Origin of the sequence: Calothrix sp. NIES-2100 (genome assembly GCF_963875285.1) — a bacterium.
Lineage (GTDB): Bacteria > Cyanobacteriota > Cyanobacteriia > Cyanobacteriales > Nostocaceae > Aulosira.
The window spans coordinates 1963613-1989454 of sequence record NZ_CAWNLA010000001.1 but is presented as its reverse complement, the minus strand read 5'-3'; the positions used below and the strand labels follow the sequence as shown (position 1 = coordinate 1989454).

Genomic DNA, 25842 nt, shown 5'->3' with positions numbered 1-25842 from the left:
GGTATCAATTGAACAAATCTGTCTACTATTCGTCCACAATCTCTAAAGTCAATATTCCTCTAGGTTTATTGACAACCAAAAGCATAATATCCAGCCATTATGAACCCATAATGGTATCGGGAATTTCATCACCAACGTGAACAGGTATAGTAATTTCGGTTTCGTCGATGATGATTTTGCCTTCATGGATGTCAAACCGTGCATTACCTCGTGCTGTTGTCATTTCAACCTGTGCGCTAAGCAATGGCCACCTCAAAGCATCTAAGTCTTGAGTATTGATAGCTAACCACCCATCTGTAAACCCAGTATCTAACAAGGCTGCAAGCGAAAATTTCTCGCCATCAACGGCAACAAGCTGAATTTCAAAGAATAGCTCACCGTTATCACCAAATGAGCCTATAGCCATAACCTACCACAGGTTCCCGTATCATTGAGTCGAAAGATAGTAAGTTTGACTTCGTTAGTTTTACCGTAAGCATCACGAATTTTTTGTGTTATCCCGTTTAATGTTGGGTCAAGGAGGTACTTTTCTGTGTCGGGGTCGATTGCAATATGCCAATTGTCATAGGTTGCGATCAGTTGCGGACGTAACCGCTCAAAAATCACACGGCATTTTGCAGCAATAGCATCGCGTTGTTCTTGGCGGCGACTTTTATCTGCTGCTGCTATGGGAGATGGCGGTAAGATGCGGGTGCGTCGTGGCTGGGAAACCTGAGTCATATTCAAAAATTTCATCTCAAGATGTAGGCGCTGCTGTGATTCAATTATCTATCTTTACCTATCACCTAAACCACACAACGAAGATCTGAAAATATCTTTTAAGAGTCAACAGTCAACAGTCAACAGTTAACAGTCAACAGTCAAGGAAGTCTTTGACAGCAAGCGTTGAACTTTCTACAATTAGGCTTTGGAAACGAAAAGCAAGTCTTTGAGCATAAATAAGTAGTATATCTTTATTCCTTTTCCTCAAAGCTGTAACCTGAGATAGTTGAAAAACTCCTCCAGAAAGTCGAAAGTCTATAAAAAAGCATAGAAACTAATTTTTTAGTCTAGCTAGGAGTCTATACCCATAATGCCGTCTGAACTACCAGTCAATATTCTCCTGGTTGATGACCATGCAGAAAACTTGTTGGCGTTAGAAGCCATATTACACAGCCTAGGTCAGAATCTGGTAAGGGCGACATCGGGGGCCCAAGCTTTGAGATGTTTGCTTAATCAAGACTTTGCTGTAATTTTGCTCGATGTGCAAATGCCGGAGATGGATGGATTTGATACAGCAACTCTCATCCGCCAACGGGAGCGATCGCGGCATACACCGATCATTTTTTTGACGGCATTTAGTACCAACGAATCAATGGTATTTAAGGGCTATTCTCTAGGCGCAGTAGACTATCTCTTTAAGCCAATTGAGCCGGAAATCTTGAAATCAAAGGTGTCGGCGTTTGTTGATTTGTTTCAAAAAACGGCAGAGGTAGAACGACAAGCAGCCCAACTAGCAGCCTTGAATGCCAATTTGCGCAAGAGTGAAGAACAGTTTCGTTCTTTATGTGCTAACTCACCAATAGGCATTTTTTTAACAGACATTCAAGGTAATTGTACTTATACCAATCCCCGCTACCAAACTATATTAGGGATCTCTGGTGAAGAGTGTTTGGGCAAAGGTTGGTTGCGATCGCTAGCATCCCAAGATAGAGAAAACATATTTGCCGAGTGGTCAACCTGCGCTCAAGACGGCAAAGAATGCTATGACGAGTTTAGTATTATCACACCAGAGGGGGATGTCAGGTGGTTAACTTTGCGTTCTTCACCGATGCTTTCCGCTAAAAGCGAAGTTATCGGTTATGTAGGGACAGTAGAAGATATTAGCGATCGCAAACGAGCTGAAGAAGAACGCGCCAAATTGATCCGCGAACAAGCAGCACTCAAAGAAGCGGAAGCCGCCAACCGCATGAAAGATGAGTTTTTAGCCACCTTATCTCATGAACTGCGCACACCTCTAAACTCGATTCTTGGTTGGTCTAAACTCCTGCGCAATCGTAAACTAGACGAGAAAGCTACAGCCCGTGCTTTGGAAACCATTGAACGCAATGCACTGTTGCAGGAACAGCTAATTGAAGATATTTTAGATGTCTCACGGATTATTCGTGGCAAACTATTTTTAAATATTTGCCCAGTCAATTTAGTAACGGTGATTGACGCAGCAGTAGATACTGTACGTTTACAAGCCGAAGCCAAAAATCTTCTATTTGAGTTTGTGATTGCACCCAATGAAGCGGGTAACATTGACGAAGCTAGGAAAAAAGCCAAAAATAACAGAGAAAATAACGGCTATGTCTCTGTATCTAACCATTTAGCCTCACCATTTATGGTTTCTGGCGATCCTGATCGCTTACAACAAGTTGTGTGGAATTTACTCACCAATGCGATTAAATTCACGCCCCAAAACGGGCGAGTAGAAATCAGATTATCAGCGATTAGGGGTAAAGAAATCCAAGACAGCTATGCGCAAATTCAGGTGAATGATACAGGGATAGGCATAAACTCCGACTTTTTGCAATATGTATTTGATCGCTTTCGTCAGGCCGATGGCAGTACCACGAGAAGTCACACCGGATTAGGATTAGGATTAGCGATCGCTCGTCACTTAGTAGAATTACACGGCGGAACTATCCACGCTGACAGCCCTGGTGAAGGAAAAGGTGCAACCTTTACTGTAAAATTACCCTTTTTAGAAGCTAAACCCCACGAAAGCCCAGAAACCTCAGAGGAAGCTGCTGCTGCATCCATACCCAAATTACCCCTGAAAAATTTACGGCTATTAGTAGTGGATGACGATACTGATACTCGTCATTTTCTTACCGTCGCCCTCCAGCAAGCTGGCGCTGAAGTCACAGCCGTTAATTCAGTCAAAGAAGCACTTTCAGCAATTCAACAATACCCATTAGATATTTTAATTAGCGATATTGGAATGCCAGAAGAAGACGGCTATACACTCATCCGCAAAGTTAGAGGGCTTCCAGCAGAAAAAGGCGGCAGAATTCCCGCGATCGCCTTAACAGCCTATGCTAGAGAAGAAGACGCAAAAGACGCGCTAGAAGCTGGTTTTCACATGTATGCTTCTAAACCAGTTGAACCAATTAAATTGATTGATGCGATCGTCAAATTAGCCGAACTCAATTACCCAAATTAAAATAATTCGTGATTATACCAATTTGAAAAAAATGCAACAGATTGTAGGGGCACGGCACTGCCCATACGTGTCAACTTAACATGAAACCCTTGCCAAAGCTTGATTTTGAATTAAATCGCTTAACATCAAGATCCGCGTTACCCCACCCCAGTTTTGTCTAAAGCCAAAACGTCCCCTCAGAGTTTACGGGGAGGGGATTAAGGGGTGGGGTGAAAGACTTGTGGGATAAGCGTTTTAACTTAAGTTGATACCAATGGGCACTGCCGTGCCCTCTAGAATATCTAAATTTTGCTAATATCTGATTTGCGAAAAAATTCTTTCCTATTGCCCTGGAGAAGCTTTTAGACTAGGAATTTTGTTGCCTTCCTGACAACCAATTAGTTAAATCAGTCATCGAGGTAAAATCAAGCAAATCCTCGGCTAATGCTTCCAACTCATCAATAGTTAAAGAGCGCACCTGCTCAACTAATGCCTCATCAACAGTACCTAGACGACGATTGAGTTGTCGTGTCACTAATGATAATGCTTCTTCCAGCTTGGCAATACGTTCAAAGGAAGTTACATATTTCATCCGTCGTCTAGCCTCCAGTTGTTGTATTTCTAGTTTAAACTCTGCTGCCAAATTGGGTGGCAAAGTCAACATCCAATCCACAAACGCAATTAAATTAATAACGTCCTGCTCCTCAAACCCTTTTTCATACAACCTTTGTACCAATGCCAGTTTTTGCTCTTTACGGTTGTTACGGTTATTACGGGTATTCAGTGCCGCCAAGTGTGCCATTACTACCGTTGCGAATGGGTTACTGTCATTATCTAGTTCTGATAACCGTTGTTGATAATCGATCAACTTAATAATGGGAAATTGAAAATTCAACGTACACCCAAACAGACTATAACCAAATTGTTCAGGTCGCCAATTTGCTCTATCATCTCCCAGAATTGCCAAAGAAGCCACCGATTTTTTATATCTATCATAGATACGATAATTATAGGTATACATCCTTGCCGCAAAATCTGCTTCTTCTTGAGACTGCACTTCTACATGAATTAATACCCACTTTTCTTGACCATTCTTGAGATAAACTTTTACCAATTTATCAGCAAAACGTCTGCCAATCTCTGCATCTGCTACTACTTCTTGTAGTTCTTTATCTAAAAATTCTGGCTGTTGTCTCCAATCAATTTCGTTATATGCATCGAGAAAAAAGAACTGCATAAATTCAGAAAAATATGTTTGTAAAATATCTTTCCAAGGCGAATCATATTCGGTTGCTGGATTCTGATATAGGTTGTCATTATTATCAGTCATTGGCGTGAATTATCTATTATTTCTAGGGAATATATCCTGTTGTGAGCGATCGCTTTACTTTGACATTGAGCCGATATATCACCAAAAACCTGCAATAAGCTGGGAAAAAGCTTAATTTGCTACATTATGCCAGAAATTATACCTATCTCTGTCTCATCACAGGTTAAATTGAGCAATAAAATCGGATTATAGAAGTACAAATATTTACACGCTCTACTATTAAACAAATTCTCATATTGCCAGAATTTGTTAACGAGACGGGCTAAGGAATTCTGAAAAGGCAATTCTCGATCAAGATTGTGGGATATTGTTAAATAGGTTAGAGATTAAGCGAATAAATAATTAAGAATGAAGCTGGCAGCACGAGTAAGTCAGGTAACACCCTCTTTAACCTTAGCGATCGCAGCTAAAGCTAAGGCAATGAAGGCAGAGGGTGTGGACGTTTGTAGTTTTAGCGCTGGAGAACCAGATTTTGATACCCCAGCCCATATCAAAGCAGCAGCAGCAAAAGCTTTGGATGAAGGCAAAACCAAATATGGCCCAGCCGCCGGAGAACCGAAGTTAAGGGAAGCGATCGCCCAGAAGCTGAAAACTGATAATGGTCTAGATTATAAAGCCGAAAATGTCATCGTCACCAACGGCGGGAAACATTCTCTCTACAACTTGATCGTCGCCCTCATCGATCCAGGAGATGAAGTCATTATCCCGGCTCCCTACTGGCTCAGTTATCCCGAAATGGTAACTTTAGTCAGCGGAGTGCCAGTAATTGTACCCACAGATGCTTCCACGGGCTATAAAATTACTCCCGAACAACTGCGCAAAGCAATTACCCCAAAAACCAAGCTATTTATCCTCAACTCACCATCTAACCCAACGGGAATGGTGTACACCCCAGAGGAAATTAAAGCACTGGCAAAGGTAGTAGTTGATGCAGATATCTTTGTTGTCTCTGACGAAATTTACGAGAAAATTCTCTATGATGGAGCAGAGCATATCAGCATCGGTTCTCTGGGTAAGGAAATTTTCGCCCGGACTTTAATTAGCAACGGCTTTGCTAAAGCTTATTCCATGACAGGCTGGCGACTTGGCTATTTAGCAGGGCCAGTAGAAATCATCAAAGCCACAAGTACCATCCAAGGGCATAGTACATCTAACGTGTGTACCTTTGCCCAATATGGCGCGATCGCTGCTTTAGAAAGTGAGCAAGACTGCGTTGAAGAAATGCGCCAAGCCTTTGCTAAACGGCGACAGGTAATGCTAGACAGACTCAACGCCATACCCGGATTGAGTTGTCCCAAACCAGATGGTGCTTTTTATCTGTTCCCCGACATCAGCAAAACAGGTTTAAAATCCTTGGAATTCTGTGATGCGCTGATTGAAGAACATCAAGTAGCAGTAATTCCCGGAATCGCCTTTGGTGCTGATAAAAACATCCGCCTTTCCTACGCCACAGATATGGCAACAATTGAAAAGGGAATGGATAGATTGGAGAAATTTGTGCGATCGCGCATTTAGTCAAATGTCAACACTCAACACTCAACAGTCAACCCTCAACAGTTAACCGTCAACAATCCTCTCACATCAACCCCATTTCGTGCAAACCCTGACGCAGCCTTTGCGCTTCTTCGGGGTTTTGCTCTTGATGTAAGGCGATCGCATTTTTAAAGGCAATTAAACTCGCTTGCTGATTGCCAACTTTTAGCTGCACTACTCCCAAATTTTGATAAGCTTCTGCATAGGAGGGGTTTAACTTGATGGCTTTTTGATAACAGGCGATCGCATCTGTAAATAAACCCAAAGCCTTCAATGTCATCCCTAAATTGTAATGTCCCGCAGCAAAATTCGGGTCAATTTTCAAAGCTGCTTCATAAGCTTTTTTGGCAGTTTTCAAGTCTCCGGCTGCTTTGAGTAGGTTACCGATATTGTTATATGCTCCCAATTTTAAAATCGGGTAAATTGGTAATTTAATAGCAGCTTGATAATGAAGGCTAGCTTGTTTATGATTTTGTAACCGACTATAAGCTATACCTAAATGATAATGAAGTTCATATAAAATTTCGTAGTTTTCTTCACTAGTTCTCACTCCTCTTTTTAGGAGTTCTATACCTTCATTAATTTTGCCAGTTGTGACATACAAGGCTCCCAATTTACTACAAACATAAGGATCGTAAGGATGGGCAGCCAGAAACTGTTCCATTGCTGCTTGAGCTTTCGCGTATTTATTACCTTGAGCGATCGCATCTTTTTGATATCCTTTATGGAGAATCGCCACCCCTTGTAAATAGCCAATTTGCCATTGGGGTTCTTTCGCTAAAATCGCGGCTACGCTGTCATCCACCAAAGCATGGTAAGGACGAGAAAAGCTAATTCCTCGGTGATGGCGAAACAGCCTGGAAACCAAAGAATAAGGAGATTGTTCTGCACCTACTTCTTGGCGCACCAGGTTGATTAAGAGATATTCTTCACTTTGAATTGCGGCGTGAATCTGTGGTACGATTTCCGGTGTTAGCGTCTCATCTGCATCTAACACTAAAATCCAGTCACCTGTGACATATTTGAGAGCTTCATTGCGAGCAGTACTAAAGTTATTGTTCCATTTAAAGTGATGTACTTTTGCACCGTAGGCTGTAGCGATTTCTGGAGTGCGATCGCTAGAACCTGTATCTAAAACAACAATTTCATCTACGACATTGTTCACACTGCTGAGACATTTAGGTAGTGTAGCTTCTTCATTTTTCACAATCATACACAGGCTGAGTTTCATATTGTCGTGATGTATAATAATGCGATTTTTTATTGAACAATTCTCAGTAAATGTAGGCAATGCCCAGCAAAACCCTGAGCTAGTGGGCATTGCCTACTACATATCTTTCAAAAATTAAGTATGAATTTTATAGTAGTTCAAAAATTAAATCAATTGTATTTAATAAATAATGTGCCAAATATTTATTGCCTATTGCCTACAGTTTTATTTTGATTACTATTTAATTTCCCATTTAGCATTTTTAGATCATTTGTGTCTGAAGCCATTAAGCTTGCTGCTTCTTGCAAGAGATTCTGCTGTTCTTTGTGAATTGCTTCGAGTCTATGAGAAATTTCTGCTAATCTTTGCTGTTTATCTTGATACTCTATCTGAGAATTTATCGGTAGCGCAGTTGTATCTATTGTTTGAGCGCCTGTCATTTTTTGAACAGTAAAAGTCGCAAATTTACTCAAAGAGAGAAAGCTCACTTTTATCAAAGCCTGAAGTAATTTGATGGGAACTCGCAGAATTGTCCAACTAGTTACTTCAATTAAGCGCCCGATCGCTTTGATTAAGCTCCAGAGAAGCGCTAAGATAAATACCAGTATTATACAACTGATAATGGGGTGATTAGCTGCCCAACCGAGTATTTGGACTAGCTGGAAAAATATCGGGTGTTGTGCTATCCAATCATTCATCGAAGAAGCGATCGCTGTTTGTACTGCTTGCGATGTTGTACTCTTAATTTGTTCAGCTGTTTGCAAACTTTGTGCTACAGAACCTTTAGCCTGTTCCCAAGTTGTCGTAACTGTATTAATAGCTCTTTCTGTAGCTTGGTTTGTAGTTTCTTTGACAGACTGGCTTGCTTGCTGTGCTGAGTTGCTGACAAAATCTTTCGTTTGTTGAAAGCGTTGCCACATTTCTGCTGATAAATTGATGCCTATTTGAGAAGCCATAGAACATTTTACCGAAGCTAAAATCGAAACCGCAACCCATCTTTGGGGTGTTTCATGAAAATTCGCACTTTAGCTCAACTATAGCTGTGTGAAATGTGGGCAGCAACAATCTTAATTTCTCTACAAAAATCGCAATAAAAAACTCCACCCGGCGAGTGGAGTTTTTGCCGATGATAAGGTTTAGGGACTGTTTTCAAAACTTAAATTAGACTTAAATGTAGGTTGGGGAGCCACTCACGTGGGCGGATTTACCGACTTGAGTGAAGTGGCGTTTGAGGAACGAAACCCAACATTTTCGTGGCTTTGTTGGGTTCACTTCGCTTAACTCAACCTACTTTTTGAGTTTGAAAACACGTCCTAGGACTACCCCTTTCAAGGTGAGCATACGTACTATCTAAGCTTTTACCGCATTTCAGGCATCGGCTGGAATTGAAGAAAAAATTTTTGGATATAAATTAAGCGATCGCCTGCGCTAAAATCCCAAAAAAGAGTGAAAAACATTATTTATTCAATAGTACAAACGTTCACCTTGAAAGGGCTAGTCCTATGACTTACGCATTGACAAATTAGACAAAAAATGCAGTAAAAAAATAAGGGAAAACTAAATGCGTAAGTCCTAAAATTAGAAGTGAGCGCTCGCACTCTAGCTGTAGTTGTCGCTTTGCAGAAACGCTGAATTAAAGCGAGTTCTACGGCAGATATAACTGACGAGCAAGGATGGATTCTCCAGTCTCTTATGTTCTGTTTTTGTAAACAATTTATGATTTTGGACGACAACCTTTTAGTTGTTTAATAGACCCCGATATTGAATAAGTGCATAGTTCGTTTTGTTCTTCACATTCTATTATTGATGAACCTTTTCCTGCATTTGCTATAGTTCTGCACTTTTGAATAGGACTATTGGTTGGAGTCGGAGAAGATATTGTTGTTAGGGATTTTATTAAAATTTGATTAAAAAATCCACCTATAATAAATAAGATAAAGAAGATAGTACAGAAAAATTTAAATCGAGGATTAATTAGAGGTGGAGTGAGCGGCTTAACAATGTCTCGACCTGAAGTATTTGGTTTTTGATTCTCCCTATTATTTACTGATTCATAAAACTTTTTGAGTTTTTCATTACCGGAATTGCCTTCATAAGCAGCTTGTAATAGATTATTAAATTGTCCTTGGGAAATTGCCCATTCAGTCAATAGTTGATGAACTTGCGATGAGTAAGTACTTGTATCGTTTATGATCGTATTCAGATTTACACCGAATTTAGGCTCAAACATCATCTTTAAGGAGTTCAAAGATGGATAAGCACTAATGATAGCATCTCTAAACTTCCCTATTAATTCTCTCTGTTCATTTTCAGATAAATCTTTCATTGGCTATTATTTAGTTATTAATTAGGACTTACGCAAAAATGACGTAAAAGCCTTGATTTACCGTAGGGGCAATTCATGAATTGCCCCTACATTCCGTACTTGCTGGGTAAATTTTATTAAGTTTTATTTTAACATTCAATATGATTAAATAAAGGGATAGTTAAGTTATATAAAATCAATAATATTGAGCCATAGATAGGTTGATAAAAACTAAAAGTGTTAAAAGGTTCTCTGTAACGGTTCAGGTCTAATATTTAGGAAGTAGGGACGGGCGAGATTTGTAATTAAGAGAGTCAGCCAATAGAGCTTGGGCAAAAAAACAATCACAGAGATGCTTTGACGGCGTAGATGAGCCAAACATTTTTGCTCTTGCACAGCTTGATAGCCATTGTAAACACTAAAATCCTCGCTACTGAGTACCCCTGTATACTCAGTCCCTAAAATTGTTTCCAATAAAGAATAGTCACAATAAATCTTCTAAGTTACCTAACTTTATTCTTTGAGTAAAAGTAAAATCTGTTTGGAAATTTGTGTTGACAAAATTCCACCCTTTATGTAAAATCATATTTATATTTTAGGAATTGAATCGTTAGTTTACAACTATTTTTATAAGGCTATATATTGTGCATAAGAATGTTTAACTTAACAATAAAGAAAACTCTTGTTTTGGTATTAATTACAAGTTTAGCAACATTGCTCAATAGTTGTAGTATTGAGCCAGGACATAATGATAATTCTAAGAGTAAACAATATAATGGTAATGGTAATCAAGTTATAGATGTAGAGGGTAATGGTAACACTACCTCGGTTAACAGACCCAATGACAGTTCTAATACTAATAGTGAAAGCTGTAAGAAGTCGAAAGGAGCTAGAGTAAACAAAAATTTATCAAGCGAAAAATGTTTATAATATAAACAAAATAGATAAATTGCACCTATTATTTATAATTTATTTGAATAGTCAGGATATGGTAAAAAAATATCTTTCAATATACGCCGAAAGTAAAGTATGAAGTTAATATGCGGAAAGTGTCCAATGGAATTTTCTTACCTATCAATGGTTATTGGAATATTTTCATTTTAATCGCTAACTTTAGCTTAATAAACTCTTTGAAAGATTTTTTAACTTTGATCTAAGAATTATTTTTGATGTTCTTTCCGGTCTTTTGTCAGTAGTGTATTAACATTATCGCCATCGCCAAATATTTCTAAACGTATGATATCAGGGTTTTCTTTTGGTCGCCATGCGACTTTATATTGATAACCTTGATTATGCCAAAAATATAAATGACGCATCTTATTGGAATTATCAATACTATGTTGTATCTTTATTAATTGGAAACTATGATTATGTTTAGTATTTTTAGGATGTTTTATAATCAGCTTTTGTGTGTTCTCATCAAATGAGACAAAAAAACCATCTTTGCTGATAAAAATGCCCGAAGGATATTTTGTAGGTTGATTTTGATAAGTTACAGGTTGCTTACAAGTTGATAGTGGAAGGCAAATTTGTATATTACAGCTTGAGATAAATAGACTTACAGTAGCTAATAATCTAATAAATAAGATTTTTTCCTTTCTAAGTCCCATTTCTTTGATTTTAAATACTAGCTGTATAAAGATATTCTTTTAAAAAAGGAGCTTTGCATAAATGCAGGATGAATTGTCTCACGCAGATGTGTAGAGGCGCTGAGAGAATAATAAGGTTTCAGGCTGCATATCTAAATTACTCTCGATCGGGGGTAAAAGTAGCCAAAGGGCATTTTGCCGCCATGTTGAGCCTGGAAATATTACTCAGACAAGGTTTCAGAAAAAAAACTAACTTTTAGCCGTACCATTTGAACCCCTGTAATTTTTAGAGCCTGAAAACCTTGTAGCTACGCTCTCAAAAGTTGCGCCAAATAACTTAGACTTTTACTGGTGCAGTCAAAACAAGCTTTTTTGAACCTTTGCTGTGTTTTCCTTGCCCTGTATAGCTTTGAGGCTTGTTTTTACCCCCAAAATGTTTAAGTCCTGTTAAAACAGATTTGATCTGAAAACATGGGGATTTAGGGACGTTTGAGGCTCATTGCGGAGGGTTAGGCGTTTTGGGTTGATTATTGTTCTGCTCAAAATAAATCGGCGGAGAGTTATATACAGGATTTATCTCGCAGTTTTGGACACAGTATTGCACATTACAGCCACTAATACAGATGCTTCCAAGAACTAAAAATTTTACTCTCAAAATTTTGCGAAGGTGGATGTTCATTGGATTTCTCTTTTTAAATCGTTGAATAAAATAAGTAGGTAGGCATGAATAAACCTAACTATGTAACATAATGTAAATCCCTCAAAACCCTTGCGATTGCTTTACTCCGCTTCTCTCCGTTCGCAATGACGTAGTTATGAATTTTCGCGCTTACCTACTGAACATTACGGCTAGCAATAATACTGATCCGGATAGTTTTGTATAATTTGGTTTGTCCGTCCATTTTCAAGATATTAATTATAATAATATATCGTAACAGTATTTATACAACCTAAATTCAGCACCCTAAACTGTCACATAGGGAGGGAAACGTAGATAAAAAGCATAGTATAGAAACATACTGCATTTTTTGTCTAATTGGTCAATGCGTAAGTTCTAAGGGTAACCCTTTCAAGGTGATGAAATTTGGAACGAAGATTGGTTGTTTCAACCTTTAAAAAGCCCAAAATCTTAGGGTATAGCTCAGGGTGTTAGCACTGAAACAACGCCTTTCCGTTAGTCACCTTGAAAGGGCTAGTTCTAAGGGTAAAGCGCAATGCTAAACCCCTACCTATAACTAGTCAGTATCTTTCGATGGGTATTAAACCAGATTCAAAAAACAACTGACCACTGACCACTGACACTATGCAATTACAGTAATATCGCTACTGGTAAGTGCTACATTGTTCGTTAACTGGGCTATTTGGATTTGTGCTGTGCTACCAGTTCCATCTACATCAAAGAACAGGTTACCTGTATTTTTGTTGTAAATAAAGCGATCGCTCGATGTTGTAGCTTTTGTACCTAATCTGAATAAGCTGGTGTCTAGTATACCTAGGGCTTGGCTCAAACCAAATTCTGATTTGGAGATGAGGATCGTATCAACTTTGGGCTTAAAGTCGGTGATTTTATCATATTCACCAATACTATTACCAGTTAAGTAGAAGCGATCGCTTCCACTACCACCAGTCAAGGTATCCTTTCCTTTACCGCCTACTAGCAAATCATTGCCATTACCACCGAGTAAGGTATCATTGCCGTCATCGCCGTAGAGATTGTCGTTATCATCTGTGCCTTGAAGCTCATCATTGCCGCTACCACCATATAAGGTATCGTTACCAAGTCCCCCAACTAAGGTATCATTGTCTTCATCTCCGTAGAGAGTGTCGTTATCATTTCCTCCCTGAAGATTATCCTTGCCCTGACCACCATAAAGGGTATCATTGCCGTTACCACCTGTTAGGGAATCGTTACCAGCTAGACCCCGGATAATATCGTCTCTGTTAGTGCCTTTGAGGTTATCCTTACCTGAAGTGCCAGTAATTGTATTACTAGCCAGATTAACACTCAGGTTTACTGTTGCTGATGCAGTACCACCTTTACCATCGCTAGCAGTGTAGACAAAGCTATCAGCACCAGAGGAACCGCTAATGGGAGTATAGGTGAGAGTATTATCGGCATTCTTAACTACTGTGCCTTTAGTCGCATTAGTGAAACTACTGATAGATAATGTGTCATTATCTGGGTCGCTATCATTTGCCAAAACATTAATTGTGATGGACTGAATATCAGTAGTAGTGGCGCTGTCGTTATTAGCAATGGGTGCTTCATTAATGTTAGTCACACTCAAAGTAAAGCCAGTAGAAGCATCGGGAGTGTTACCGACTGTGGAATCATCAACTGCAACTGTGATGTTGTAGCTGGATTTAGTTTCATAATCTAGGTTGGTTCCAGCTTTGAGGTACAGTACAGAATTGTCGATTTCAAAGGAACCCGCATCTGTACCAGTTAGACTCAGGTTATTTGTACCCAGAGTATCATCGGCGATCGCAATATCTGCTACCTTCACCCGAATACTAGTATTACTATTTTCGGCTAGGCTAGTAGTTTGATTTTTGAATGTAACAGATGTGGGGGCTTCATTGACATCATTGACAGTCAAGGTAAAACTGGCAGTAGCATCGGGAGTGTTACCGACTGTGGAATCATCAACTGCAACTGTGACGTTGTAGCTAGATTTGCTTTCGTAATCCAGGTTAGTTCCCGCTTTGAGGTACAGCACAGAATTGTCGATTTCAAAGGAACCCGCATCTGTACCAGTTAGACTCAGGTTATTTGTACCCAGATTATCATCGGCGATCGCAATCTCTGCTATCTTGACTCGAATACTAGTATCACTATTTTCATTGATACTGTTGAGCGGATTATTGAGGTTGACCGCCGTTGGGGCTTGATTACCTAACAGATTAAACCTAGCAACGCTGGGGTCGTGGTCGCTATCTTGGTCGGAAAACTCGGAGTTGATATGTACTACATCATACCCATCGAGTTTACTTAACAAGTTGCTACTTACTAGGATATGGTCGAGAGTTTGAGCATTACCTTCAAAGTTGTAGGTATAACGTTCATTTGCAGGTAGAGTTTCAATTAAAGCGCTCAATCCTGCACTTTTGAGTGTATTCAGGGGATTGGAAAACTCAAAATCATTCAAGTCACCTGCTACAACCACATTAGCATTGGGGTTAATAGCCAGAATACTCTCGACAAAGTTTTTCACTATTGTGGCTTGCTGCTGGCGCTGCACTTCACTGCTGAGTGTTGGTGGTTGATTCGGCCCATATAAAGGTTGGTCGCCACCTTTAGAGTTAAAGTGATTGCCAAGGACATACACAGTCTGACCGTTGAAAGTAAATTCACCAACTAATGGCTTACGACTGCTGTTGAAGGCGGAGTTTGTCGGGTCAACTAAACCAGGACTAGCTGAAAGCGTGGGAGTTCCCCCGACATTGCTGACTGTAGTATTAGAGGTGGAAGTACCGCCCGAACGGTCTACAAAGTTGACACGATTGGGGTTAAACAAGAAACCAACGCGGATATTACCACCAGGTTCACCGCCATTAGTGTCGTCTACTGGGTTAATTTGCCGATATTGATATGTGGGACCACCAGCTGCTGTAATTGCATTAATTAATGTTTGGTAAGTAACGCTGGCATCAACTACACTATCATTCGTTGCCCCGTTGTTGTCTTGAATTTCTTCCAGAGAAATGATATCTGGAGATTTCAAGTTATTCACAATTCTGTCAGCCAAATTATTAAACTTAGTCGCACCATCGCCTGGATCAAGATTTTCGACGTTGAAGGTAGCAACCGTTAGTTGATTATTGGTGGGAGTAAGGTTTGTTACTTCTTTAGTTAGGGTACTGAGAGTAACTACAGTAGGAGCAGTAGTTGGCAGGATTTCGTAGTTGTTGAAGTTGTAGTCTACTACACCCACAATTGTTCCCAACTTAGCACCCACGCTAACCTTGGGTGTTCCCCCAGTGAACAGGTTGTCATCAATTTGAATCCGTTCGGGGTTGAAATCAGTTTGGTTAATTAAGCTACCGCCCCGTGCAGTTTTGCTAGTAGCATTATTTCCGTTATCTGCTAACACCCAAACTTCGCCAAAGCTGTTGGTGGGGCTGGTAGCAACTGGGTTGTTGATTTGCACCCGCATCCCTTCTAGGCTTTCATAGAAGTCAATACCATCGCTAGCCGGATCGAATGTGCCATTATTTTCTACATTAGTGGCATCATTTTCAATCACTGTTGTGGGAATAGTGCGACCACCGTTACCCAGAATTGTAGCCGTAGGCAGAGCATTACCTGACGATAGCTTATTAATTGTGGGATTAATAATTTCCGTGGTTGTCAGGTTGTTAGCATTGTTACCAGGACGGAACTCAGAAACCTTACCGCTAACCTGGATGTAATCGCCTACTGCAACTGTAGGAGAGGAATTAGTAAAGACAAAGATTCCTTCCGAAGTGCGATCGTCGGTATCAGGGTTGGGGTCTTGTAAGTAAAATCCGTTGCTAGCTATGGCAGTGACAATACCTGGTACGTTAATTACATTTTGCCCTTCCAAGGCAGAGCGATGAGCTGTACCTTGGATGTCATGGATACGGGCGCTGGGTGCAATATCATCATTGACAATTGTCAATACAGCATTGGGCTGTTTGCTACCAATTACTGTGCCAGCACTAGGATTAGCTAAACTGAGGTTGACGGTTTCATTTGCTTCCGGGGTGAAATCTCCAGCAATCGGAATCTGTATATCTTTGTAGGTCTCACCTGGATTGAACGTCAGTGCGATCGCACTGTTGTTATAATCGACAGCAGATTTGTAGGTATCGGGGTTGAAGAACGACAGCAGTTGACCGCCTTCGACCACTTCGCCACTAATGCCGTAATGTGCTTGTACATCTAGCAGGAACCAGCCCGGGCCGAGAATATCCTGAGCGTCAATTATGCCAGATGACTCCTCATCCTGAGTGAGGAAATTAGCTCCGCCTGAAAGAAAACGAGCGGGATCGTGTTGAGCAACTTGGGTGAGTGTATCAGTAGCAATGTCGTACTGCCAAATTTTGCCGATGTGGGCATTATTTCCGACATCTTCTTGGAGCAGAATATGTCCATAGCGATCAATCGCCATGTTGTCGAACATTTTCTGTCCTTCAGTTCCATCGAGAACTGCTTCAATCGTACCGCCAGACTCAGGATTAGTTGGGTCATCAAAGCGGAGTCGCCAGAGACGGCTAGGATTGTTGAAGCCGTTGGTGGTGTTGAAGTAAAAATCTCTGGGGTTTGAGGGGTCCCAAGCTCCATCTTCCGGGCGCAAGAAACCTGTAATCCCCGCAGCAACACTAGCGGTTTGCAGACTAGCCCCGGTTGTATTTTGGACGTTGCCTAAATCTCCCAGCGTAAACCGAGTTCCAGAAGCTAACTTGGTTGAGTCGGTCTCATTTGCCAGCCCAGTAACTTTAACACCGAACAGTTTGCCATTGTTTAGTCCGGCCTTATCTATTTCCGTGCCAGTATTAGTTTTATTTCCAATGTAGAAGTAAACTTGACCCCCAGTAGCATCATCTAAACCAGCAACTACGGTTTTGTTACTAGCTGTGGGACTAGCTACAGCATTTTCCCAACTAAACTTACCCAAGGAAGGTAACTGGTAAGTTGTGCCAGCGTTTGCTCCGGTGGCGATGTGGGCAAAAGCACGCCCCTCATTGCCATTTTCTTCGCCGTTGAGGTAAATGCGATCGCTTGTACCTAATCCTGTAGCACTGTTATAGAACGCAGAAACAGCAGCCAGATCAGCAGAACAGAAGCGGCTAAAGACGTTAGTGCTTGGGGTGAAGCTAGAACCGTTCCAAAGATTTACAGTCTGAATCAGATCGCTACCACTGACAACCGATAAATCAGACTTATTGATAATCCATTTAGAGACAAAAGCACCAGCAGAACCGTGAGCGCGTGTAACACCAGAAGTACCGCCAATTTCATGGTTCATCAGTACAGTGAAAGTGCCATCGCCGTTATCAAAAGCACCAAGACCATCGGGAGTACCCACCATACGGTAAGGTGTTGTACCATCAGGCTTGAGGTTTACCGAATCGCCCGCCGTGAAAATTGAGGTGAAGGTAGCGCCAGAGACAACTGGCAGCAAATAGGGAGTTTGAGAACTATTCGGCCCCTTGCTCGAAGCCGCAGGAGTTGCACCACCGCCAATTGCTGTACCATTACTCAGTTGCAATTGCACAGTATCAGTGCTGGATAAATCTCCGCGACGAGTCACCCGCACCGTGGCACTATTAGAGAAGCCAGGTGTATTGCCTTCAGTGACGCTGTAGTTGGCGGCGCTAAAGTCAAACACAGGCGTAATATCCAACGCTCCAGCTTGGGTTTTGAAAGAGTAAATGTAGCTAGGAATCAGGGTTGCACCGGAACTTGGTGGAGCCGAGTCAATCGCCTGTTGTGTGCCATCTGTGTACACATCAAACTGAGTGCCAGTACCGTTCTGTGTGACGCTGAAGTCGTTATCTGTGGCTACCAGTAGAGAGAAAGAACCATCTGCTAGTTGAGGGCCAATCGCCAATCCTTCTATTTTCTCTGGTACTGTTTGACCAGCACCTTGAATCGCTCCAGCAATATCCAAGAATAGGGACTTGCTTACAGGGGTTACATTCGCCGGAAGCGTGTTGGTTCCCGCCAAAGAAATACCACTAACATCTGTAGCTCCAGTTAAGTCAATTTGATAAACCCGCTTTGACCCAATGGGAAGATTACTTGCTGGATCTACACCCACACCCCGGTTATCTCGCTCTAATACCAGCAGTTGGGTGTTGTTAAGGGACACGATGGAACTAATACCAATGTTGCGACCTTGAGCCGTTGAGCCAAAATCGTTGGTAGTTCCAGGAATGCGAGCGTTGATATCGCTGAGGCTCTCCAACTGATAAATATACTGAGCATCACTCTGACCAGTGGCAACATCATATCTGACGATGCGCACATTGCGGCTAGAGCGTCCATTTGGTGTGCCTTCTTCTTGCAGGGGATCTTGGAATACTGCAAATAGCTTTGTACCATCAGGGCTGATTGCTAATCCTTCATAACCCCGGTTATCCTGGCGACCTGTGGTAGCGGTGACATCCCCTGCATAGTAGGGACTACCATTTAATTTAGGAATGACATTACTGGGTGGTGTGAAGGCGCGGACAAACTTTCCAGTTGGATCAAATTCGTAGATGGAAGGCCCGTACTCATCGGAAACAAAGAAGTTGCCATTAGCACCAACGACAAACCCCTCTGGGTCGTGGCTTTGAGCTAGAAGGCTACCATTACTACCATCTGGCAGTAGTTTAGAGTTCAGTCCATTAAACGGTGTATCGGTTGTATAAGTTACACCATTTAAGGTTGTACCTGCTGGGATGTAGAAGGGAATGGTTTGTGCCACCTGGAAGCCAGATGCAGCACCAGTATTCGGGTCAACATTCAAGGCAATCTTTTCTACCCTTGTTGGGTAAGGGATTGTACCGCCACCAGGGCCTCGATCTACTAGTCCATAGTAAGAACCGGTTCGGTAGTCGTAGAAGAAATCAGAACCAAAACCACCTAAACGATTGACGTTTGCTCCCCCAGTACCGCCATTGGTAGGATACAAGTCAGTGGCATTTCCAGCTACTGTGATGCTGTTGACCAAGTTAGCTGTGACATCGTTATCGACGATGGAAATGCTTTGGCTGGTGTTATTGCCGAGTGTAATTCCAGAGGAAGGATTATTCAGGGTCAGGGTGGCAATTTCCGTTCCTTCAACTAAGGTATCGTCTGCAACTGTAAAGTTTACAGAGCCACTGGTTGCCCCATTCGCAATTGTAATAGTGCTAGAACTCAGGTTGTAGTCTTCTGCTGTAATTCCTGTTCCAGCTATACCCAAGTTCACCGTTTGGTCGCCAGTAACAGCGTTGGTAGCCGTGGCGGTAATTGTAATGACTGTGGTTCCGGCTTCCGAACCAGAGGTACTGCTAACGGAAAGGTTGACGCTGGGAATTGGGGCAGGATCATTATCTGCGATCGCAATATTCTGAGCAATTGTGTTGCCTAAAGCAATGCCTGATGAGGGGTTGCTAATTGTCAGTGCTGCGGTTTCAGCACCTTCAAATAGGTTATCATCTACAACTTTAAAGGTGACAGAACCGCTGGTTGCTCCATTGGCAATTGTAATGACGCTATTGCTGAGGGTATAGTCTCCTGTTGTAATTCCCGTTCCAGCAACATTCAAGTTCACTGTTTGATCGCCAGTAACAGCACTGGAAGCTGTAGCGGTTACAGTAATTTCTGTTGTGCCTGCTTCAGTTCCTGAGTTAGTGCTAACTGAGAGGTTAACGCTTGGGTTAACAGTTGAAGTAATCGTAAAAGATGATTGCCAATCAGACAAATTAGTTGCTGTTGTACTAGGTGTAGTTGTCCAATTTGCTGGGTTTGAGATAGCAGATAGTAATTGTGCTTTAGTTCCAGAATTTATCGAACCATTATAGTAACCATTACTGTTGGGTACGGCTACCGAGGAAGTTCCTGTTACCAAGGTTCCTCCATTCGTCAAAGTTGGCTCAGATGATGTACTGGCACTAGTCGCGTTACTACTCCATGCACCAGAACTAAGTGCATAAATTAGTGCTGGATTTGCCAATGTTCCTGTAAAAATTATCAGCGAATCACCAGTGGTATTCAGCGCAAAATTACTAGGAATATTGGAGTTAAACCCAGGTGAGTTATTACTACTTGAGTTGACCCAAGTCAGAACTGTACCAGCAGAGATTGTTGTGGGAGCGGTGTAGGTAAGAATTCCTTCACCAGTTCTAAAGCCACTACTAGAGAGCCAACCGTTATCTGTAATGTTAAAAGTTGTGCCTGCTTCAATATCTGCAAGCACCAAAAAACGCAGGCTATCTGGATTAGTAGTGTTAAAACCAATGATCGCAATATCACCAGGATTCAAGTTTGTAGGTGCCATAATTTAGTAAGCAAATCGATGTGTGAAAATACTTTGCTCAGAATGAGATTCGTGCAAGTATCAATTAGGTTGCACAAAATGCCGACCTATTTTTAAACAGGTCGTACCGCGTTTAGTATTCTTGTGTTCAGCGCAGAAATTTAGCGTTCAGCAGTTTTGCTCGTGTAAATAATCACCAAGAATTTACTGAATTAAGATTAAGAAAAGGCTATGAATTGGTAAATTCACTAAAGCTTTACAAATAGCTGATTTAATTAAAAATACTAGTAATAATTATTTAAAAAATAAAAATTAAAAAGGAAGCAGCCCGCCTCCGCTTCTGAGTTTAGCCGGAAACATTCTGCCTCCAAATTAAAAGCTTATTAGCAATTAATTAAACAAATCCAAATCCGTAACTGCACCGAGACTGCTAGAAGCTACCAATTTGGCATATTTAGCTAGTACGCCTTTAGTATACCGGGGTGCGGGAGGTTGCCAATTAGCACGCCGACGGGCTAATTCTTCATCGGAGATGTTCAACTGTAATTGACGTGCAGGGGCATCAATTGTGATGCTATCACCTTCTTCCACAAGCGCGATCGCACCCCCAACAGCTGCCTCCGGTGCAACGTGACCGACTACCATACCGTAAGTACCACCGGAGAACCGCCCATCGGTAATTAATCCCACAGAATCGCCTAAACCAGCGCCAATAATGGCTGAGGTGGGGGCTAACATTTCCCGCATCCCGGGGCCTCCTTTGGGACCTTCATAGCGGATGACGAGGATATCACCAGCTTTGATTTTACCTGCCAAAATTGCATCTAAACAGGATTCTTCCGATTCAAATACTCGTGCTGGGCCAGTAATGATTGGCTTTTTCACACCTGTAATTTTAGCTACAGCCCCTTCTGTTGCCAGATTGCCTTTCAGAACCGCTAAGTGACCTTGGGCATACATGGGGTTATTCCAAGGACGAATCACATCTTGATTTGCAGACGGTTCATCTGGTACATCTGCCAATACCTCTGCAATGGTTTGACCACTGATAGTAATGCAATCAGGATGTAACAAATCATGCGCCAACAGCATTTTCATCACTTGGGGAATACCGCCAGCTTTGTGTAAGTCAGTAGCCACATACTTACCACTGGGCTTCAAATCACACAATACTGGAACCTTGGCACGAATAACTTCAAAGTCATCTAAAGTTAGTTCTACACCAGCAGCGCGCGCGATCGCCAAAAAATGTAATACTGCATTTGTGGAACCACCTACTGCCATAATGACAGCGATCGCATTTTCGATCGATTTGCGGGTGATAATCTGGCGGGGTAACAGTTGTTTGCGAATCGCCTCTACTAAGACGAATGCAGATTTTTCTGTACTGTCAGCTTTTTCCGCATCTTCCGCCGCCATTGTCGAAGAATAAGGTAAACTCATCCCCATTGCTTCAAAAGCCGAAGACATGGTATTAGCTGTAAACATCCCACCGCAAGAACCAGCACCAGGACAAGCATTGCGTTCGACTTGTGTTAGTTCATTCTCGTCAATTTTACCAGCGCTGTATTGACCGACAGCTTCAAAAGAACTGACAACAGTTAAATCACGCCCGTTGTAGTGTCCCGGTTTAATCGTGCCACCATAAACAAAAATAGCAGGGATATTCATCCGCGCGATCGCCAGCATCGCCCCTGGCATATTTTTATCACAACCGCCAATCGCCAACACACCATCCATACTCTGTCCTGTACAGGCGGTTTCAATCGAATCTGCAATTACTTCTCGCGACACCAGGGAATATTTCATCCCTTCCGTTCCCATCGAAATCCCATCACTAATAGTAATTGTGCCAAACACCTGCGGCATTGCACCCGCAGTTTTTACAGCAACTTCCGCCCTTTGCGCCAGTTTATTTATCCCCATATTACAGGGGGTGATTGTACTGTAACCATTGGCAATCCCAACAATTGCCTTATTAAAATCCTCATCCTGAAAACCTACTGCACGCAGCATAGCGCGATTAGGCGATCGCTGCACCCCTTGTGTGACAACTTTACTTTTGAAATTCTCTGACATTGTTTTTTCACCTGCGGCATCGAGGAAATCTCTGTAGAGTATCATAGGTATACTTTATTTAAGATGTCCAATATATATTTATTTAAAATTGAGACTTATAAAATATCAAAAATATGGAACTACGACATCTGCGCTACTTTATTGCTGTAGCTGAGGAACTACATTTCAGTAAAGCCGCCGAAAGACTGCATATAGCGCAACCACCGCTGAGTCAACAAATTCAGCAGCTAGAAGCAGAACTAGGAGTAGAACTTTTTCATCGCAAAACTAAGCGACAAGTACAGCTAACAGAAGCTGGTAAAGTCTTTTTAAATGAGGCTTATCAACTACTGCTGCAACTAGAAACAGCAGTGACACTGACTCAAAGGATTGGAAGAGGTGAAACAGGTCAACTGAAAATAGGATTTACTAGTTTGGTAATTTACGACTTATTACCCTTGATTTTGCGACAATTTCGCGAGCAATTTCTAGAAGTAGAACTAGTCCTACTGGAGTTAACGACAAGTCAACAAGAGCAAGCACTGAGAGATTCCCTAATTCATGTGGGTTTTGGTCATCCGCCTTTGGAAGATGACACATTATCTTATCAGTGTATTCACCAAGAAACCTTAGTTGTGGCTTTGTCTTCAACTCATTCATTGGCGCAAAAAGAATACATCTGTGTGCGATCGCTCCTAAGTGAACCTTTGATCGTGTTTCCCCGTTATCTAGCACCAGGACTTTACGATCGCATCATGAGCCTTTTTCAACAGGAAAATTTTAAACCTCACATTACTCAAGAAGCGATTCAAATGCAAACAATTATTGGACTAGTATCAGCTGGAATGGGTGTGGCGATTACACCCTCTTCTCTTCAGAATCTTCAAAGATCTGGTGTAGTTTATCGTCCTCTACTAGCAGAAATACCTGTAATAGAAACTGCTGTAATTTGGCAGCAAAGCCGTTTAACGCCTATTGTAGAGAATTTTTTACAATTAACTCAAAAGTTTATCTAATCCTTAATAAAATACTCATAATTGGCACAATTCAAATATCTGGAGAATTTATTAGAGTAAATAATATGTCATACAGTGACTTTACTTTAGACAGAGTCAGAAAAACCTTTGACTTAACTATTGCCGACAAAATTAATATTTTCGCCTCAATACCAGAAATAACTTGTCCGCCATTACTCGCACAAACATTACAAGAAAATCTCCCTTTAGCTCTTGCCAGCAATACTGAAAAATCACGCTCAGAAATGATTATTGCACCTATTTTAATTGCTGTTAGAAAATATTTAAATAATCAAATAAGTTTATTCTCAGGAATTGATTTTACTGTTGATTCAGCACAAGGGTTAAATGGAAATTGCGATTTTATTATTAGCCTATCTCCAGAACTACTAATTCTTAATGCGCCAGTAATAACAATTGTCGAAGCCAAAAAAGAAAATCTCAATGCTGGGTTAGGTCAATGTGTAGCAGAGATGCTAGCCGCGAAATTATTTAATGAACGCGAAGGAAACAACATCCAGACAATTTATGGAACTGTTACCAGTGGAACTAACTGGAAGTTTCTCAAGTTGCTGGGAAAGGTAGTTGAGATTGATTTGAATGAATATTATATTAATGATATAGGTAAAATTTTAGGAATCTTATCTACTATTCTGACGGAAGAGTTATTGTAATATGCTGATCAAGTCACCTCATGCCGAACAAAGAACAGTGCTATATAACGTTAGCTGGGAAACCTTTGAAGCCTTATTGCGAGATACAGGTGAAGACAGAGGTTCTAGATTTGCTTATGACTGCGGCACTTTAGAAATTATGACACCACTGTTTGAACATGAAAACCCCAAAATTCAATTTGATCGCTTGATTTTGGTTTTAGTAGAAGAATTGGGAAGAGAAATTAAAAGTGCTGGTTCTACAACATTGAAACGTCGTTTAGCAAATCGAGGTATAGAACCAGACAATTGCTACTATATACAAACTGAATTGAGAGTCAGGGGAAGGGAAACACTAAATTTAGAAACCGATCCACCACCTGACTTAGCAATTGAAATTGATATTACCAGTAGTTCAGTCAACAAATTTGGCATTTATTCAGCACTGGGTATACCTGAACTCTGGAGATATGACGGGCAAGATTTAAAATTTTATCAATTGTTAAATAGACAATATGTTGAGCATGAATTTAGCATTGCTTTTCCCCTAGTATCTGTCAGCGATATCAGCAGATTTATCCAGCAAAGTAAAACTATGGGCGAAATTGCTTTGTTAAAATCTTTTCGCGCTTGGGTTAGAGAAAAGATAGAATAGTTAGAAGCAATTTTTCTTGCAAACATCACACTCAAAAATAAAAAAGCTATTTAGTTGTTATACTTAAGTAACTCTATAAGAAAAATTTAATATATGTGAAGCAATATAAATTTGAAGTAGGGTGTGTTATGCCGTAGGCTAACGCACCTTTAATTGTTGATAGTGCGTAAATTCTACTATAAATTATCTAAACATTATTATTTATAAATTAAATAGCAACTTTCTCCATTAATTTTAACAGTGCGTCTGTTGTTTTCAAAATCTTCGATTCTGACATCAGCATAATGTAGCATCCGATGATGATTTGGGCATAAAATGACAATATTATCCACTGCCTGTGAACCTTCTTTAGATAAAGGAAGTAAATGATGTGCCTCCGAGTATAAACTGCCATCATGCTTTTTGAAAGTGAAGCCACAATTTTCAAATTGACAGCAATTATTGTATTTATTTTTTGTTTGCACTACAATATCTTGAAACCTTTTGATTCTTTGGATGACAATTTCCTGCTTCTCATTCTTTAATTCAGGAAAATCTTCTAAAAAATCATCTTTTATTTTGGGAGATTGTACGGTATTAATTGCAGCTACAATATTTGGCTTGAACTTCTTCAATTCACAAATTGTCTGCTGACAGCGAAATTCTTGTATTTCTTGATTGAAATATTTCAACTCTAGAGGCTCACCTACAAGATTATCACAACTCCATTTCCCTATAACAGCACGCTCTTTTGTTGTGTCATCAGTTCGTTGAGTGACTTCCTTTTTTGCAAAACACCACCATAATTTTTGCATAAAAAAAGTTATCCATAAAGTGTCTTCACCACATTGGTAGAACTTCTGGATTTGATTTTTATCACTTGTAATAACTCTTTTATTCCCATTTCGGAAAATTTTTAACTGTTCTTCAACTTCAGTCCATTTAGCTGCAAGACAAAGTTGATGATCTACTTCTACATAGCTTAGGCGGATAGTATTATCATTGTAAATACAATTATGACGCCATTTATTATGTGTACCTAGATTAATATATAAAACTTGGTTTACATCTTGACCGTTAATATGCATGATTTTCATCTTTTATTATTTATTAATATCCAATAAATTGAAATAATGTAATTATTTACATGACTTTTTCTATAATTATTAATAACTAGTATTATTTCTTTCACAAGAAGTTAATTTAATCTGTGATAACACAGAAAATTAATTCTGCCAAGATGGTCTGTGAGGATTATGAAATAACTTTTTATTATTAAAAATAGAATAATAGAACAGCCTCAAAGATATGACTAAGAGAATCTATTAGCTACCCATAGAGCTAAGTTATTGGTAGATAGGTAAAATTTA

At 40.6% G+C, this 25842-nt stretch carries 16 protein-coding genes and 1 pseudogene; 6 read left to right on the top strand and 11 right to left on the bottom strand.

Features of this window, described 5'->3' with window-relative positions; translation table 11 throughout:
- Window positions 1-97: 97 nt before the first annotated feature.
- Both AACU32_RS08485 and AACU32_RS08480 read right to left on the bottom strand, forming a co-directional pair.
- Window positions 98-406 carry an aspartyl protease gene (locus AACU32_RS08485; protein WP_096599175.1) on the bottom strand — a complete coding sequence of 103 codons (309 nt, stop codon included), beginning with the start codon at window positions 404-406 and terminating at the stop codon, window positions 98-100.
- Window positions 397-720, bottom strand: coding sequence for a hypothetical protein (locus tag AACU32_RS08480; RefSeq protein ID WP_096599174.1), 324 nt, complete (start codon window positions 718-720; stop codon window positions 397-399). The genes AACU32_RS08485 and AACU32_RS08480 overlap by 10 nt, the downstream gene beginning before the upstream one ends.
- A 352-nt stretch (window positions 721-1072) precedes the next feature.
- Here AACU32_RS08480 and AACU32_RS08475 point away from each other — a divergent pair, with 352 nt between their 5' ends.
- Window positions 1073-3190, top strand: a complete 2118-nt coding sequence (locus AACU32_RS08475; protein WP_096599173.1) for a hybrid sensor histidine kinase/response regulator — start codon at window positions 1073-1075, stop codon at window positions 3188-3190.
- Window positions 3191-3536: 346 nt separating this feature from the next.
- On the opposite strand, the gene AACU32_RS08470 is transcribed toward AACU32_RS08475, so the two are convergent.
- Complete coding sequence (locus AACU32_RS08470; RefSeq protein WP_096599172.1) at window positions 3537-4499, bottom strand: DUF4351 domain-containing protein; 963 nt, start codon at window positions 4497-4499, stop codon at window positions 3537-3539.
- A 348-nt stretch (window positions 4500-4847) separates the two neighbouring features.
- Here AACU32_RS08470 and AACU32_RS08465 point away from each other — a divergent pair, with 348 nt between their 5' ends.
- Window positions 4848-6014, top strand: a complete 1167-nt coding sequence (locus AACU32_RS08465) for a pyridoxal phosphate-dependent aminotransferase (RefSeq protein WP_096599171.1) — start codon at window positions 4848-4850, stop codon at window positions 6012-6014.
- A gap of 61 nt (window positions 6015-6075) precedes the next feature.
- Here AACU32_RS08465 and AACU32_RS08460 read toward each other — a convergent pair whose 3' ends face one another.
- The 4 genes and pseudogenes from AACU32_RS08460 to AACU32_RS08445 all read right to left on the bottom strand — a co-directional run.
- Window positions 6076-7263, bottom strand: a complete 1188-nt coding sequence (locus AACU32_RS08460) for a glycosyltransferase (protein WP_339377658.1) — start codon at window positions 7261-7263, stop codon at window positions 6076-6078.
- Between the two features lie 182 nt (window positions 7264-7445).
- Window positions 7446-8198 (bottom strand): hypothetical protein, encoded by a 753-nt coding sequence (locus AACU32_RS08455; RefSeq protein WP_096599169.1) that lies wholly within the window; start codon window positions 8196-8198, stop codon window positions 7446-7448.
- Between the two features lie 758 nt (window positions 8199-8956).
- Window positions 8957-9568, bottom strand: a complete 612-nt coding sequence (locus tag AACU32_RS08450; RefSeq protein ID WP_096599168.1) for an effector-associated domain EAD1-containing protein — start codon at window positions 9566-9568, stop codon at window positions 8957-8959.
- Between the two features lie 300 nt (window positions 9569-9868).
- Window positions 9869-10021, bottom strand: a pseudogene (locus AACU32_RS08445) (IS66 family transposase); the annotation flags it as partial.
- A 180-nt stretch (window positions 10022-10201) separates the two neighbouring features.
- Here AACU32_RS08445 and AACU32_RS08440 point away from each other — a divergent pair.
- Window positions 10202-10477 carry a hypothetical protein gene (locus AACU32_RS08440; RefSeq protein ID WP_096599166.1) on the top strand — a complete coding sequence of 92 codons (276 nt, stop codon included), beginning with the start codon at window positions 10202-10204 and terminating at the stop codon, window positions 10475-10477.
- Between the two features lie 230 nt (window positions 10478-10707).
- Here the strand turns inward: AACU32_RS08440 and AACU32_RS08435 are convergent, their stop codons facing one another.
- From AACU32_RS08435 to ilvD, 3 genes are all read right to left on the bottom strand, one after another.
- On the bottom strand, window positions 10708-11157 hold the full coding sequence (locus AACU32_RS08435; RefSeq protein ID WP_096599165.1) for a hypothetical protein: 450 nt from the start codon (window positions 11155-11157) through the stop codon (window positions 10708-10710).
- A gap of 1280 nt (window positions 11158-12437) precedes the next feature.
- Window positions 12438-20132: an esterase-like activity of phytase family protein gene (locus AACU32_RS08430; RefSeq protein WP_339377657.1), complete on the bottom strand. Its 7695-nt coding sequence runs from the start codon at window positions 20130-20132 to the stop codon at window positions 12438-12440.
- 369 nt (window positions 20133-20501) lie between these two features.
- Window positions 20502-22190 carry a dihydroxy-acid dehydratase gene (ilvD, locus tag AACU32_RS08425; protein ID WP_096607916.1) on the bottom strand — a complete coding sequence of 563 codons (1689 nt, stop codon included), beginning with the start codon at window positions 22188-22190 and terminating at the stop codon, window positions 20502-20504.
- Window positions 22191-22303: 113 nt separating this feature from the next.
- Between ilvD and AACU32_RS08420 the strand changes: the two genes are divergently transcribed.
- From AACU32_RS08420 to AACU32_RS08410, 3 genes are all read left to right on the top strand, one after another.
- Window positions 22304-23185 carry a LysR family transcriptional regulator gene (locus AACU32_RS08420; protein WP_096599163.1) on the top strand — a complete coding sequence of 294 codons (882 nt, stop codon included), beginning with the start codon at window positions 22304-22306 and terminating at the stop codon, window positions 23183-23185.
- Window positions 23186-23250: 65 nt separating this feature from the next.
- Window positions 23251-23859 carry a hypothetical protein gene (locus tag AACU32_RS08415; protein ID WP_096599162.1) on the top strand — a complete coding sequence of 203 codons (609 nt, stop codon included), beginning with the start codon at window positions 23251-23253 and terminating at the stop codon, window positions 23857-23859.
- A 1-nt stretch (window position 23860) separates the two neighbouring features.
- Window positions 23861-24493: a Uma2 family endonuclease gene (locus AACU32_RS08410; protein WP_096599161.1), complete on the top strand. Its 633-nt coding sequence runs from the start codon at window positions 23861-23863 to the stop codon at window positions 24491-24493.
- Window positions 24494-24690: 197 nt separating this feature from the next.
- Here the strand turns inward: AACU32_RS08410 and AACU32_RS08405 are convergent, their stop codons facing one another.
- Entirely contained in the window at window positions 24691-25569 is an 879-nt protein-coding gene (locus AACU32_RS08405; protein ID WP_096599160.1) for an HNH endonuclease, read from the bottom strand.
- Window positions 25570-25842 lie beyond the last annotated feature (273 nt).